General features: G+C 54.3%; 14 protein-coding genes and 1 tRNA gene. 9 read left to right on the forward strand and 6 right to left on the reverse strand.

The features are described 5' to 3' along the window. Positions 1-448: 448 nt before the first annotated feature. From PYL13_RS14425 to PYL13_RS14440, 4 genes are all read left to right on the forward strand, one after another. Positions 449-730: a hypothetical protein gene (locus PYL13_RS14425; protein ID WP_275641785.1), complete on the forward strand. Its 282-nt coding sequence runs from the start codon at positions 449-451 to the stop codon at positions 728-730. After that, positions 727-1,050: a hypothetical protein gene (locus PYL13_RS14430; protein ID WP_275641786.1), complete on the forward strand. Its 324-nt coding sequence runs from the start codon at positions 727-729 to the stop codon at positions 1,048-1,050. Before PYL13_RS14425 ends, PYL13_RS14430 begins: the two co-directional genes overlap by 4 nt. Then, the gene (locus PYL13_RS14435; protein ID WP_275641787.1) at positions 1,047-1,283 is read left to right on the forward strand and encodes a hypothetical protein; all 237 of its coding nucleotides are present in this window, start codon (positions 1,047-1,049) and stop codon (positions 1,281-1,283) included. The genes PYL13_RS14430 and PYL13_RS14435 overlap by 4 nt, the downstream gene beginning before the upstream one ends. Positions 1,284-1,412: 129 nt before the next feature. After that, entirely contained in the window at positions 1,413-1,613 is a 201-nt protein-coding gene (locus PYL13_RS14440; protein WP_275641788.1) for a hypothetical protein, read from the forward strand. On the opposite strand, the gene PYL13_RS14445 is transcribed toward PYL13_RS14440, so the two are convergent. Both PYL13_RS14445 and PYL13_RS14450 read right to left on the reverse strand, forming a co-directional pair. Continuing rightward, positions 1,614-2,510, reverse strand: coding sequence for an AbiTii domain-containing protein (locus tag PYL13_RS14445; RefSeq protein ID WP_275641789.1), 897 nt, complete (start codon positions 2,508-2,510; stop codon positions 1,614-1,616). An 81-nt stretch (positions 2,511-2,591) separates the two neighbouring features. Next, positions 2,592-5,135 (reverse strand): phage tail tape measure protein, encoded by a 2,544-nt coding sequence (locus PYL13_RS14450; protein ID WP_275641790.1) that lies wholly within the window; start codon positions 5,133-5,135, stop codon positions 2,592-2,594. Positions 5,136-5,484: 349 nt separating this feature from the next. Here PYL13_RS14450 and PYL13_RS14455 point away from each other — a divergent pair, with 349 nt between their 5' ends. After that, the gene (locus tag PYL13_RS14455; RefSeq protein ID WP_275641791.1) at positions 5,485-5,904 is read left to right on the forward strand and encodes a hypothetical protein; all 420 of its coding nucleotides are present in this window, start codon (positions 5,485-5,487) and stop codon (positions 5,902-5,904) included. Continuing rightward, positions 5,905-7,779 carry a prohead protease/major capsid protein fusion protein gene (locus PYL13_RS14460; protein WP_275641792.1) on the forward strand — a complete coding sequence of 625 codons (1,875 nt, stop codon included), beginning with the start codon at positions 5,905-5,907 and terminating at the stop codon, positions 7,777-7,779. A 251-nt stretch (positions 7,780-8,030) separates the two neighbouring features. Here the strand turns inward: PYL13_RS14460 and PYL13_RS14465 are convergent, their stop codons facing one another. Together PYL13_RS14465 and PYL13_RS14470 are read right to left on the reverse strand one after the other, a co-directional pair. Continuing rightward, positions 8,031-8,714 carry a hypothetical protein gene (locus PYL13_RS14465; RefSeq protein WP_275641793.1) on the reverse strand — a complete coding sequence of 228 codons (684 nt, stop codon included), beginning with the start codon at positions 8,712-8,714 and terminating at the stop codon, positions 8,031-8,033. Positions 8,715-8,919: 205 nt separating this feature from the next. After that, positions 8,920-8,996, reverse strand: a tRNA-Arg gene (locus PYL13_RS14470). 341 nt (positions 8,997-9,337) lie between these two features. On the opposite strand from PYL13_RS14470, the gene PYL13_RS14475 reads away from it, so the two are divergent. From PYL13_RS14475 to PYL13_RS14485, 3 genes are all read left to right on the forward strand, one after another. Continuing rightward, the gene (locus PYL13_RS14475) at positions 9,338-9,847 is read left to right on the forward strand and encodes a MarR family winged helix-turn-helix transcriptional regulator (protein WP_250982067.1); all 510 of its coding nucleotides are present in this window, start codon (positions 9,338-9,340) and stop codon (positions 9,845-9,847) included. A gap of 409 nt (positions 9,848-10,256) precedes the next feature. Continuing rightward, entirely contained in the window at positions 10,257-11,120 is an 864-nt protein-coding gene (locus PYL13_RS14480) for a WecB/TagA/CpsF family glycosyltransferase (protein WP_275641794.1), read from the forward strand. 178 nt (positions 11,121-11,298) lie between these two features. Next, the gene (locus PYL13_RS14485; RefSeq protein ID WP_275641795.1) at positions 11,299-11,508 is read left to right on the forward strand and encodes a hypothetical protein; all 210 of its coding nucleotides are present in this window, start codon (positions 11,299-11,301) and stop codon (positions 11,506-11,508) included. A 10-nt stretch (positions 11,509-11,518) separates the two neighbouring features. Here PYL13_RS14485 and PYL13_RS14490 read toward each other — a convergent pair whose 3' ends face one another. Together PYL13_RS14490 and PYL13_RS14495 are read right to left on the reverse strand one after the other, a co-directional pair. Continuing rightward, on the reverse strand, positions 11,519-12,295 hold the full coding sequence (locus tag PYL13_RS14490; RefSeq protein WP_275641796.1) for a polysaccharide deacetylase family protein: 777 nt from the start codon (positions 12,293-12,295) through the stop codon (positions 11,519-11,521). Next, complete coding sequence (locus tag PYL13_RS14495) at positions 12,288-13,601, reverse strand: O-antigen ligase family protein (protein ID WP_368077686.1); 1,314 nt, start codon at positions 13,599-13,601, stop codon at positions 12,288-12,290. The genes PYL13_RS14490 and PYL13_RS14495 overlap by 8 nt, the downstream gene beginning before the upstream one ends. Positions 13,602-13,842: the final 241 nt, after the last annotated feature.

Genomic DNA, 13,842 nt, shown 5'->3' on the forward strand with positions numbered 1-13,842 from the left:
CTCGTCGCGAACGTTCTCTTCGGTGCCTTCAACGATAGCTCGCCGTATTGCTGGCCCTCGCAGCAGACTATCGCCAACCGAGCAGGTTGGAAAAGTGTTCGAGCCGTCACCTACGGCTTGGCCCAACTATCGGAACTTGGTGCCATCCATCGGATAGTTTGCCGCGACCTTCCGGTTGAGATAGCCCGACTAGCTCTTGGTCGAAAAGACGCCGGAGGCAGTGGCCGCGATGTCCGTTCTGTCGCTTATAAACGTGTCCCGCCATCGCAGTGGCTAAGGATCGATCCCCGCACAGAGTGTTCCATCAACAATAGGAACGAACTGTTCCACCTTAATCATAAGACTCAACCTCAACCGGCTACGCCGGATGTTTCCACACACGTGGGAGATTCATCTCTAACCTCTCAGTATGTCGATAGCTTAGTAATAGGCCTTGATGGAGGAAAACATGCTTGAGCTGTTTTATCTAAATCAAGACTTTCATACATGCGTGCGGTTACTGGCAGCTGAAATTCAGCATCGTAAAGGCACGGTCCAGACGCGTGAAATTGCAACACGAGCTGGTCGCATTGCAGAGCAAGCCCGATCCGCAGGTGCACAACGTTGGCAAGCAGTGAAGCTCGAGGACGATTTCAAAGCAGCGGTACGAGCACGCTTGAACGAGCTCGCTGGCATGCCGAGCGGGCATCACGGACAAGTCATAAGTTTTGCATCGGGAGGTGCGGTGTGAACTCCATTTGGAATTTCATTGACGGCGCGATGCACATGCTCGCCGCCACACAAGCCGATCCGAAGAAAGGCACAGAACCCATGACAGAACGACAATTTGCCTGCATGCCGGCCATCATCGCGGGACAAGACCTGGTCTTTGAGAACGGGACGCAAATATCCATTCAGCTTGAACGACCCGCTCGAGTGCACGTTGTCGTAGTGAAAGACGGTGACGACGTACGGGTGAAATCGCTCCATGTAACAGAAAAAGAGGCGCTGGACAGGATCGCGGCTGAAATGCAGGAGCTGAAGAGCGAGCGCGGGGAGCGGCTGCAATGATTACCGTTCATCTTGCGGTGCTGGTGCAGCGTATTCTGCGCGCAGATGCGTTTACGATCACGGCGCCAGCGGATGCGCTCCGTTTCGTTGTCATTGATGGTGATTGGCGAAACGGCGCTATCCCGCTCGGTGACTTCGATTGCTTCGAACACGCTATGCTCGTCGCCGAAACCGAGGCACGCGAGCGCGGCTGCGAGTGCATCGACATGACGCTCGATGAGACAGGGGTGTGACGCCACCTCCCCCACGGGTAGGTTCTTCCGGCCAGAGGGGCAGGCACCGCGGGTCGGCGGCAGCGCACGCTTTGAGCGATTTTGGTGCAAAAAATTCAGGGATTCGTATTCGTTTTAAGGAAAGAAAAAATGCAAAATCAGGCAACCCTCAGAGAAGCCACCACTACGGAAATGGCGAAGATCCTCGGAATTCACATCCGCACGCTACAAAAGCTCGAGCGAGACAACTGGATCTCAGGGAAAATTGGGCACGACCGCTGGGACATCGGCCGCACCACTCGATATTATCTGACGCACATAGAACTCGAGGCTATCACCTCACGGCGATGATTAAGAATATCCAAGATAACCAAACACAGCGCGCTTGATGGCCTCCTCCATCACCGCGCCACCAACCTCCAACCCCTTTTTGCCCGTTGCTTTTGCGGCGTGACCAATCCATTCCAAGGTCTTTTTGCCTACGGTTTTAGGCTTTCCCTGATCGACATAAAGAAGCTTGTCTTCTGATAGCGCCGCTTCGAGCGAGGCAAGTTGGTCTGCGTCAACTCCCAAGGTATGCAGAGCCCCTTGGAGGCTCCCGAAGTCGCCAGCAACCACAGTGGTGGAGTTAAACTCATTCACCGGACCGATGACGTTGTTTCCACCCATTATCGTCACGTGAAGAATGCGGTCTACTGTAGTAGGGGGGATTTGAGCAACGGAGACATCCTCATTACCCGGAGATTCGGATTCGATTTCCAGCATAAACATCAGAAGTCTTGTCCTAACAGTGTCCACGGCCCCTTGGATGATTGTTCCGGGAATCTCCAACCACGCGCGGTTCAGGGCGAAATCATCGTAGAATTTCTCTTGGTAGAGCACCACCAGATCTGCTGGCCACTCTAGAGCGGCTGACATTGAGGGATCTTTGCCTTCGTACGCGATTATCGGTTGCCGCAACCTGATTTCTCTAGCCCAGTGCCTGTGCTCAGGTTTGAGCACTCCGCTCGCCAACGGTTGATTGTTTATTTGCTGACCAAACCCACCCAAAAATACACCCTTCGCAGTTCCGACCGCTTGGCGATAAGACGGCAGCTCATCCGTTGTTGAGTACCCGTTGAGCTCTTTCTCGACCCACGTACGGAGTTGCTCATTTTTCATGCGGTATGTCAGCACGAGGGTTTTCCGGAGAATATCGCTGACGGGATCTTTCGTTTCACTAAGGCTGCGAATGATATCTTGGATCATCAACGCTTACGTCCTATCTCGGTCGAGTTCCTGTCCTGAAACCTACAACCGAAATAGGAGTAATTGATAGATGTCCATGAACTATGCTTCGCCATAATTCACATTAGAAAACGCAGTCTGCGCTTCCCGGTTAAGTTTTTGATCAAGTCCTAATGTCACTGCTCCAACCACTGCTTCGGCGGCGCGGCTCGCCATCCTTTGAAGATCAGTTTCACTTGCCCCGTTTATATGCTGCACCAGTGAAACCTGCACGTGAACACCCGCAATGCTACCACTGAGTCCATGGTTCGGAGTGATGAAGCCGTCGGCTTCGGGCGTGAAACGTTCCTCGCCTGCCTCACCGACTCGGTACGTCCTGCCTGCCTTGACGGGTCCGCCCCTCCTACGAGCTCCGGCCACACCGGGCGTTGGTCCTGACGAACCGCCGCTGTCCGTGCCGCTGACGTTCCAGCGTGCCAAGGTGTCCTTCAGCAGGTTCGCTTTGGCTTGCGCCGCGTCGATGCTGCTGGAATCGATCTGCGGCTTAACCGTCATCTGATCGAAGGCGCGGATGCGACCCTCCAACAAATCGAGATCTGTCTGGAGTGGCTGGATCAGTGTCTCCGCCATCGCCGGCACTCTGGAGTTGGCGCGGATCTCTGCGATCTTTCTGCGCTTCTCTGCGGCCTGTGTGCGAAGGTCGTCAGCGTCGGCCGCGTCCTTCGGCATCCAGTGCTTACCGGCAGCGATGGCGCCGACCTCTGCCGCGCCCTCGCCTACGGTGCTTCCGATCTGCCAGCCAAGGATGCCAGCGCCGATCGGACCAAGGAACCGAAGCCCCTTGCCCATGGTGCCGAGCATAGCAGCACCCGCGCCACCCGCTGCGATGCCACCACCACCAAGCGCACCGCCTACCAGCGCAGCACCGCCCTTTACCGCGGCATAGCCTGCGAGTGTTACCACGGCAGCGCCGAAGACTTCGATGAGACGACGTGTGGAGTCAGACAGGTTGGTGAAGCCGTCGATGATCCTGTCCGTGGTGCGGATGATCGGCCGGGTTGCGAACTCCCAATCCTGAGAGATACGCAGCATGGCTGTTTCGACGGTACCGGTCAGCTTTGTCCAATCGCCGTAGACGCCTTGGTTGGCTTCTTCACCGATCTTGTGGGCGACGCCGCCGGGAACGTTCCGCATCTTCTCGAGCAGCTCCTGGAAGAGCGGCCACTGCTGGAAGATCATGTTGGCGCGGCCACCCTGCTTGTCCGTGAAGAATGCATTGAGGTTACCGAGTGTCGGGTCCGATGCCGCGATGGCATTCATGAGGCCCACAGCATCGACACTATCGATCGAATACTTGTGGTAATCCGACAGCGCCTTTGCCAGCGCCTTGGCGTCCATGGCGGACACCTTGCCCTTCTTGTCGGCGAACAGCGGAGATAGGATCTGGCTCATCTGCGAGACGAACTCGCCACTGTCAGAAATCACCGATCGGCTTTCGCCGGTTTCAGGGTCGGAGAACTCGCCACTGGACATCAGCTGCTCAACAGCCGTCTTCATCTCGGCCGTCATGCGCTGGCCGAACTTATTTTTCATGACGATCCCGATGCCTTCGGGGTTCATGGCGTCGGTGGCGGTGAACTTATTGAAGTCGATACCCATTGCAGCAAGGGCGTCACGGCCCTTCTGAGTGGGCGCTACGAGCTTCGAGGCAGCAGAACGACCAAAGACACCGGCTTCGTCACCACGCACGCCAGAGCGGCGCAGGATCATGCCCATGGCAGCCATGTATTCGTCCGGCAGCTTTGCGCCCGTGGTCGGGCCGCCGGCATACTTGATGAACTGGCTGACGTCCTCGTTGGTCATACCGCCGTTCTTCGCCATCCAGACCATGAAATCGACGAAGTTGCCGATGGCCTTGGTGTCTTGCAGATCCACACGCTTGGTCAGCGCGGCACCTGTTACAGCGTCGGCGCCCTCTTCCAGCGTCACGCCCATGGCGAGAGCGTAGTCCGTCACCTTCTGCGTCAGATCCATGATCTGCTTGGAGTCACGAATGCCTCGCTGCAGGATGGTTGTCTGTGCGCGGACGACGTCCACGTTCGAGAAACGGGTGTCACCACCGATCTTTTCGGCCTGACGGTTCAGCGCCAACCGATCGTCGCCTTTGAAATCACCGAGCGCGGCCTGGTACTCGGCCGCTTGGTTGAAATCCACGCCAGTGAAGAACGATTTCTGCGCAAGGTTGCGACCCTGATAGGCGACGTAACCACCACCCATGACGTCGGCGGCTGCACCGTATGCACCAGAACCACCACCTGGTGGCCTCTGGCTTGGCGGCGGAGGTTGGCGTGGTGGCTTAGGCTTGCGTGCCTCCGCATCAAGGCGACGCATTTCACGAATAGTCTTAGCGATCTCATTGCGGATCGCCTGTTGTGAGCTGGTGATGCCACGACGGCCGACTATGCCATAGGAGTGCAGCGCTTTCTCTGCACCCCTGACGGCAACACCCTGTTCCCGAAAGGCCTGACTGGTGGCCTTCAGCTGCACCTTGGCGGACTCGAGGTCCGCCTTCATCCTTGCCGTCGGCTTCGTTGCGCTCTTCAGCGCCTGTGCCAGACGGGACACATTCGACCGTGCTGCGGCCATCTGTGTTGCCAGATCCTTGAAACCCCGGCGGTTCGCCGTGAAATCCTCGATCGAGCCTGCCCTCTTCTGTAGGTGCTCCAGCTGTCTAACGAGCTTCTTAATCTCTGGTGTCCCGCCTCGACCGAACCGAGCGAGAGCGCCGTCCACTCCTTTTAACGAAGCAGTCATGCCCTTCGATGGGCCGCTGACCGAGTCGATCATTTGAAGTCGCAGGGTAGCGGTACGGGTGGTCATGACGTTCTCCAGATACATCAATAAAAGTTATAGGTTTTGTGCAACCCATAAATAAAACCTATCACACATCACGATCCAATGGTATGTTCGTGTTACTTTCTAAGGAGGGACGAACATGATCCGACAAGCAGACCTCGCTCGAGAAACCGGCCTTTCCGAAATGACGATTAGCCGTCGGCTTCGCGCACTGGACAGTGTTGGCAAACCTCTTGCTGAGATCGATATCCTTTCTGTTCTCGTCTCGCATGAAGCGGAAACAGCTGGGTTGCATGGCCATGAAGCGGCAAAAATACTTTCGGAGTTTTCCTCCGAGCTTCGATGGTTGACCGCAGGATCGTCACGCAAGGTTTGGCTCGTTCTTGGTTCAAGCAAAGATGCCAACTTCACCGCTGCGGCGATGACGCAAGCGCACCTCGACAGCCTCGTAAGCGCATTTCCTCGGGCGCAAGTCTTGCCGCTGCATGCGCTACTGCAGCGGGCACGCCAACGATACGCGTCGATGACGAAGCACCTCAATCGCCGAGAGGCCGCGTAAATGCCGCAGACGATCGAAGATATTCAGAACCGAGCAGAGCTCACTCTGTCCTCGTTCAATGCAGACGCACGCACCATTGACGTCGTGCTCGCCACCGAGAGCGAGGTGAAACGTCGCTCGTGGGAGGATGGCTCCTACATTGAAGTTCTCGCCATCAACAAGACTGCGATCGACACAAGTCGGCTGGACGCGCTACCGCTGCTCGATCAGCATGACGCGTATTCTGGCCTTGCGTCCCGTTTGGGTTCCGTCCTGGCTGGAAGCCTTCGCGTCGAAAGTGGCAAAGCGATCGTCACGGCCAAAATCTCACGCAATGCCGGAGGCGAAGCTCTGTTTCGCGATCTCGAAGACGGCCATGTGCTGGGTGCCAGTGTCGGTTACCGCATCGACACCTTTGAAAAGACAGAGGCGCCCTCATCGGGCGGCCTTCCCACCATCCGCGCTACCCGTTGGACACCGCTCGAATTGAGCATCGTCAGCATTCCGGCAGACCCGGCTGCAACGACGCGCGCCTTACAGACTGAAGAGGACCACACAATGCCGCAGACTGAACAGCTTGAACGCCAGGACGAGCGCCAGCCTCGCAACGACACCATCCGCGAACGCACCCGCCAGAAGGAGCTGCGTGAAATCGCGAAGCTAGCCGGCATTGCCGATGCTGAGCTGGTGCGCGCGATCGACGACGGCTCGACCACTGATGCATTCCGCGCCCGAGCTTTGGAGGCGATGGTGCAACGAGAAGAGCAGAGCCCGACCTTCCCCCACTCGGAATTGCGTGATAGCCGAACGAACTATCAGGAGCAGGTCATTCTCCGTGAGGAAGCCATTGCGGCTCGTATGACCGGCACCGTGCCTCAGGGCAACGCTCGCCATTTCATGAGCGCCTCTCTTATGGATCACGCCCGCGGCCTTCTCGAAGCACAGGGCGTTGACACTCGTACCCTGAGCCGTGAGCAAATCCTTGGCTATCGTGGCCGCTCAATGGGCGGTATGCACACCACTTCGGACTTCCCGCTATTGCTGCAAGGCGCCGGCCACCGCGTCCTTATGCAAGCCTACGAACTTGCGCAAAGCCCTCTCAAAACCGTCCTCAGCCGTCGTAGCACAGCAAACGATTTTCGCGCCAAGAGTAGCCTGAAAATCTCTGATGGCGGCCTCCTCACAAAGGTGAACGAGTCTGGCGAAATCAAAAGTATGACCCGCGCTGAAACTGCGGAGTCGTACAAGGTCGAAACCTACGGCCGGATTTTCGCGCTGAGCTTCCAGGCAATCGTCAACGATGATCTTGGAGCATTCACCGACTGGAGCGTGCAGGCAGGCCGCATGGCAGCGCTCACCGAGAACAAAGTCTTGCTGGATCTTCTGCTTGATGGAGAAGGTGCGGGCCCCCTTATGTCGGAGGACAACGAGCATCTGTTCCATGAAGTTCACAAAAACCTGGCTGAAGTAGGCACCGCCCTGGATGAGAATAATTTGGGCAACGGAATCTTGGCTTTCCGCAAACAGACATCCCTCGGCGGCCAGCGAACGAACCTCGCGCCGCGCTATATCCTGACCGGTCCAGAGCTCGAGCTGACAGCACAGAAGTTGGTTGCGAGCATCTCGCCTGCCACGACGCATGACGCGGTTCCAGACGCTATCAAGAACCTCGTCCCGGTAGTTGAACCAAACTTGGACGGTAAAAGCTGGTACCTATTCGGTGATCCCGCAGCCGCGCCAGTCCTCGAATGGAGCTACCTGAGCGGATACGAAGGACCGCAGATCGATAGCCGCGATGGCTTTGAACGCCTTGGTACAGAGTTCCGTGCAGTCCTGCACTTTGGTGGTGGTGCCGTTGACTTCCGCGGTACGTATCGCAACCCGGGGGTCAACTAATAATCAAATGCGGGGTGGAAACGCTTCGCGCTTTCTCACCAGCATCAAAGCTGGTGGGACGTCGAGCCGGTAATCTTGGCGGTTCAGAAACAATCACCCCGCAAGCCTACCCATGTCCTTCATGGACGGAGGCAAGCCCGGAGGCCGGAAACCTCCGGGCATATTCTTTTCAACAGATGGAGATACCCGCGCTCAACCGCCTGGACAAACCTACAAGCCACACGGTCGATCGGGTAAACGGCATCCGAAAGTTAGAAGTCATTTTCGTCCAGCCGAACTTCCACGATCCGAGATGACGCAGCTTTGTTTTTTCTCAACCGATGAAATGTAATCAAGTTTGACGTGGGACGCCGGAAACGCGTCGTGCCTTTTTGGACAAAAAAAGCAAACTGGGTCAGGTGATCATGGTTGAACACAGTGCAATAAGTCACCTGGCCGCTAACTAGCAGGAGATCACCGCTCAGCGAATTGTTATGGAAACTCTTGATTGTTTCGTCGCCCTCAAGAACGCTGACCTTGTATTCCATTCCCGAGCCAAGCGCCGACCAAACTTTGAAGCCATGGTTGACGAAGGAGATTGACTCGGTGACTTTTCCTGGCTGAACAATTTTGGCTGTGGCATTCACTGCAAAGTGGGTCGCTGGCGTAAGACCCGTGTTTCTGACTGTTATTAAAATATTGCCTTTTGAACCGAAATTAGCCTCCGAAGCCAAAATGTATGCTTGGGTCTGGCTTTCACCGATCTGTCGAGTCGCGCTGAGAGACTTCGCAGCTAAGAGTACGGCTAAAGCACTTGCGGCCACGCTGAACAGTGTGGCCCAAAACATCCAGCCGGCCCAGCTCGCCATGTCCAACTGTGCCTGTAAATCCTGCAGTGCTCGCCAGTCCGCTACCTTATCTGCAAAGTAGCGGGCGTTCTCGTAAAACTCTTCCATGCCCCACCTCAGTAGCGTGAGCGATTTTCGCTCACGTCTGGATTATCTGCACAGAAAGAGATTCGCCAACATCCAACCGGCACTAAGAAACAGACAATTGAAAGAAAAAGAAAAAAATTAAGAGAAACGGTTATGAATAAAGTTATGCACAAATGGCACGACCGTCAAAAACTCACTTATAAAACAGACACTTAAAGGATTTTATTGGCGCACCCGACAGGATTCGAACCTGTGACCTTTGGAATCGGAATCCAACACTCTATCCAGCTGAGCTACGGGTGCATCCGTAAGGGCGCTGAATCGCCCTGAACTATGTTGGTTCTTAGACTAGGTTGGGCTTCGCATCAATGCGGAAAATGCAGCAACTTGCATCACTCCACCCTTCAGCATGTATCTGGCCGTCATCGGGCAGGTTGGCGCATGAAACTGGCTAAGCCCGTGACTTCGCCAACAAAACCGCCGACTGCGCTACGAAGCGCATCGTTACCAAAATCACAAAATCATCAGGACATTACTATCAGAAATAGAGCAATATCGTTTATTTTTCATTCGTTATTAAACTTGTTCTAATAAAGATAATTCTGTAATTAATTAATATCACTATCGAATCAGAGGAGTCGATGATGGATGGGAATCTCGCATATGTAACTTCAAAGAGTAAAAGCAAGTATGCAGCGTCCCCCGACAAGCCGTCCTATGGGGGGAGTGATGTCGATTATTCCATACTGTCGGAGGCAGTATTATACCGTTTGCGTCGCGCACAGCTCGCTGTGGTTCAGGACTTTAATGACAGCCTGGCATCGATCGGGCTGCGGCCCGCAGATTTCTCGGTCCTTATCGTCGTGGCCAACAACACTGATCTCAAGCAAAGCGACGTGGCCGAGGCACTCGGCATACAAAGAGCAAACTTCGTTGCAATCATTGACAATTTGGAAGCCAAGGGGCTGCTGGCCCGCAGAAAATCAGACACGGATCGCCGGGTACATTTTCTGGATATGACACCCGATGGCCGCGAAATGCTCAGCAATCTCTCCGAGATCTGGAAACATAATGAGGAAAAGCTCATCAGCCGCCTTGGAGGAGAAAAGGCGCGCAATCAACTGATCAATCTTCTACGACGCATAAAAGACTAAGGCATCTGCCCTAAAGTCACATTACAAACGACACGACTACCGTAGCCGTGTCGTTTCCGTTAAGAGCGGACCTCAGCCCCACCTTCCTGTGAGGCCCTTCCCCGCTAACCTCATTACATGCCTTCATGCACAGCCCTTGTGCGGTATGGTTAGCAAAAGATGAATACAAAATCCCCTTATGCTGTTTCACCTGCCCGTTTGGGAACATTTGACCAACTTAAGGACAGGAAAAGACGCATTTTCTTGGCTAAATAACGGTAAAAACGCTCGATTATACGAATTGGCGTAACTTGCAGTTAACTAGGCCAACCCTTTCGCGTTGCAGTTTTGTATTTAAAGAGGCAGTAATATAGTTCGAAACGGGCCAATAACCGTTTAAATCCAAAATGATTTTGTGGGGATGAACACCATGCATGCAAAAGGCCAAGGGAGAAACTGGCCGACGATTGCACTCGCGAGATTGCAAGTCGTTAAAGCAGGCATGGAAGAATCGGCCGATGACTTCATCGAACGTGCCGCCCCCACGCGTGACCGCACTGCGCGGCCCTATTACTCCACATCTGCAAACGGCCAAGTCATTGCCGAATGTCACGGTAATCCTGCCTTTGAGCAGACCATTGTCGAGGCCGATGAAATCCATGCTGACGGCATGTCGCTCGTGCTGTTCACCCGCTGGTTCTGCAAACAGCAATTGCCGGAACGTGTCGCCACAACGGATCTTGTCCATGCCGTTGCCAAACGCGCAGAGAAGACGGGAACACGGTTTTATTTCCTTGGTGCGACGCCACAGGTCAATGACGCCGCAGTTGCCAAAATGAAAGAGCTTTATCCTGATCTGATCTTTGCGGGTGCCCGCAATGGCTATTTTACTGCCGATCAGGAAGACGCCGTCATTGAAGAAGTCATCAAATCAGGCACCGACATATTGTGGGTCGGCTTTGGCATTCCGCTTGAGCAGCAATTTGTCAGCCGCAATATCGACAAGCTGAAAGGCGTCGCGGTCATCAAGACCTGTGGCGGCCTATTCGACTTCCTTGCCGGACGCAACAAACGTGCGCCGCAATGGATGCAGGATATGGGGCTGGAATGGCTTCACCGCATGCTGCAGGAACCCCGTCGTTTGGGCAAACGCTATCTACTGACCAATCCGCTGGCGATCTATGCCCTGCTACAGCACCGTTTTTTTCCCAAGCGCGCAGCAGCTGCCAAAAAACTGCCGCGAACAAAGACCCGGCCAAACCCAAAACCCTACCAGATGAGCCAGCCCAAATAAGGTCTGGCTCTTTTCATTTCTGGCAAATGTCTGTGACCCTAAGATTTGAAGGGTGACAATTAGACCGGTTTGCACGCGTTCCGGGCGTTCTTCAATGTTGCCGCATTTCCATGATTGATATAATTTTAATCAATAACTCGGTAAATGAATTTTCTAACGTCCACAGTGGGAAACGACAATGCTCACGACCATTTCGCTTGTTATTTATGTGATCGGCACCGCAATTTCGCTGACCATGACGTATCTGGAAGGTGTGAAAAAGGGCCGCGGATGGGATGTCATGCGCGTCATGGGTCTGGCACTCTGCTTTATCTGGCCAGCCCTGATTGTCGTCATGCTTGTGGTTATTAGCGCCTCAGGCCTCAAAATGAAGCTGGCAAGGCACTAACCAAAACCAACTATACCTTGGCAGCCCGCTTCGCCTCTACGAGGCCAAGCTCCTCCAGCGCCGCATCGACAGTCAGGATGCGGCAACCAGCAGCAACCGACCTTTGCACAAGCGATTGCAGACGCTCCCTAGGGCATCCGTAAAATGATGGATTGTCCGAGACGTCATGCGTGAAGAAAATCAGCCAGCCGGGATTTTCAATCGCCGAATTCAGCCAATAATCTGCAGTTTCCAAAAAATGCGGATCAGGACGAAGTTCGACCGCCAGCAGATGGTAGAGATCGGTGTTCTCGCGATTGACGCCAGGCAAAATGCCGCGTGATGAACGGAAGCGTCGCTTCAGCGTCGGTTGCGATGGCAAATAAGCCTTTCCAAACGGCACTGAAAAATTGCGTGGCGTTTGACCATGGTCGAAGCTTGAAAGCACTTCGCCATTGCGTGTCAGATCGTTATCCAACTCCTGCTTCGAAAAGCTAATCAGTTTGCGGTGAGAATATGTGTGGCAGGCAAGCTCATGCCCGCGCGCGGCAAGTTCTCTGCAGTCGGCAGTGGTTGCCATCTGCTCCCCATTGTCGACCGTATCGATAAAACTGGCCGAGATATAAAACGTACCCTTCCCGCCGGCATCTTCCAGGATCTGCGCACCAGCGCTGCTTGCCGTCTGCGGAATGTCGTCAAACGTAAAGGACACGATTGGTGTGCGGGTCTGCACATTCACACGCTTCGTTGGAATATGCCGGACAAGACGGTTGGAAATTCTCTCAAACAGCGTTCCCTTGCTAGACATGGGTTATGTGCCTTTCCGGATAACGTTGTTTCGAAGAACCTGAAGCAACATTTGCCTCACAGAGTTGGTCATGTGCCTGATGATGCATACAATAGATTGCAATCAACATTGACGACCAGATGGGACCAGTCCCAGTGAAAAAATTGCTTTCAAGGCAAGCAGAAAGCAGAGCGAAGATCCACATACGGGCAAACAGCCGGTTCAAATCCGGCGCTGCACCGTTCTGGATAGACTTGGTAAGATCGCGTGCCGGCAGGATAACCAACCAGATGCAGGTGAGAACGAAAGCAGGCAGACCGCCATTCAGCAGGCTTTCAATGTAACCGTTATGGGCGTGCGCTGCGCCAACCGCCCATGTCTCATGAACTGCAAATTGGTCGAGCAAGGCGGTTGTGTTCCAGAAGGACTGGAACCCCTGCCCGAAAATCGGTGAATGGAAAAAGGTGACGAATGACAGTTCCCAGATATCCGTACGTCCGGTGAATGTCGCGTCGACACCCAGGCTCTCAACCACATCGCGGATCGAGCTGGAGAAGGTAGAGCCCACCGCAAACAGGTTCAAAAGACCGATCAGGCCACCCACAACCAAGAGAACCTGGCGCGGGTGCCGTTCCAGCCACCAGGACAACATCAGGGTAACAGGCAAAAGCATGGCGGCTGTTTTACCATTCGTCTTCATCAGAAAAACGAAGGCCAGCAACGTGATGATCGTTCCCTTCCATTTGGACCAAGAACCGCGCAGGTAAAGCCCAAAAAACACCAGCATGATCATGGCTGGTGCAGCGGCATTTTTGTGGTTGAACACGCCACGCCAGTCCCCGGCTAGCGCCGGTTCTGACAGGTCATAGGCCTGATGAATGGACCGTGCCGGCAGAAAGATGACACCTGCATAACACACCAGCAGCAACACACTGGACGCTATGGCCAGCAAACGCGCAAACTGCTGTCGATCAGACGGAAGTACCGCAATGATGCTGGTGATGAGACACAACAGGCCGGTAAAAACCAGGCGTTGGATGGCCGTGCCGGGCTGGCTGCCCAGCACGGACGCAATCAACATCCAGCCAAACAACAGAAATATCGGCAAGCGCGGTTTCAGCAAAAGGCCAAGAAGCTGGTAGCGCACTGCAAACAGCAAAAGCACGCCGGTAATAGCAAGGCCAACAAGCTGGTTCAGCGCATTGGAACCACCAGAAGCAGTCGCAAGATTTTCAAATGGTCGAACGGAGATCCACAAGTACAGAAACACGGCCACGAACAAAAATCCGACAAGCCACCGCGGTCGCTCGGAGACGTCATCCGACATAGAAACATCATCCATGTCAGTTAAACGTGCCATAAGGTCCTGCTTTGGTGACGTTAATGTTCATAAAGCCGTTTTCAATTTGCCTGATCTTGCCAACTACTGGGCTATCGACCTGAAATACAGAATCATTTTCTCAGAGATACGATACATAAGCCCCAGTAACCATAAAAACATGAAGCTCTTTAACTCTCTCTTACCGTCAGGCAGTTAAGGTCAGAAGTCAAAACTCAATTCGGGTCTG

It is taken from the genome of Agrobacterium sp. Azo12, assembly GCF_029193765.2.
In the GTDB taxonomy this organism is placed as follows: domain Bacteria; phylum Pseudomonadota; class Alphaproteobacteria; order Rhizobiales; family Rhizobiaceae; genus Agrobacterium.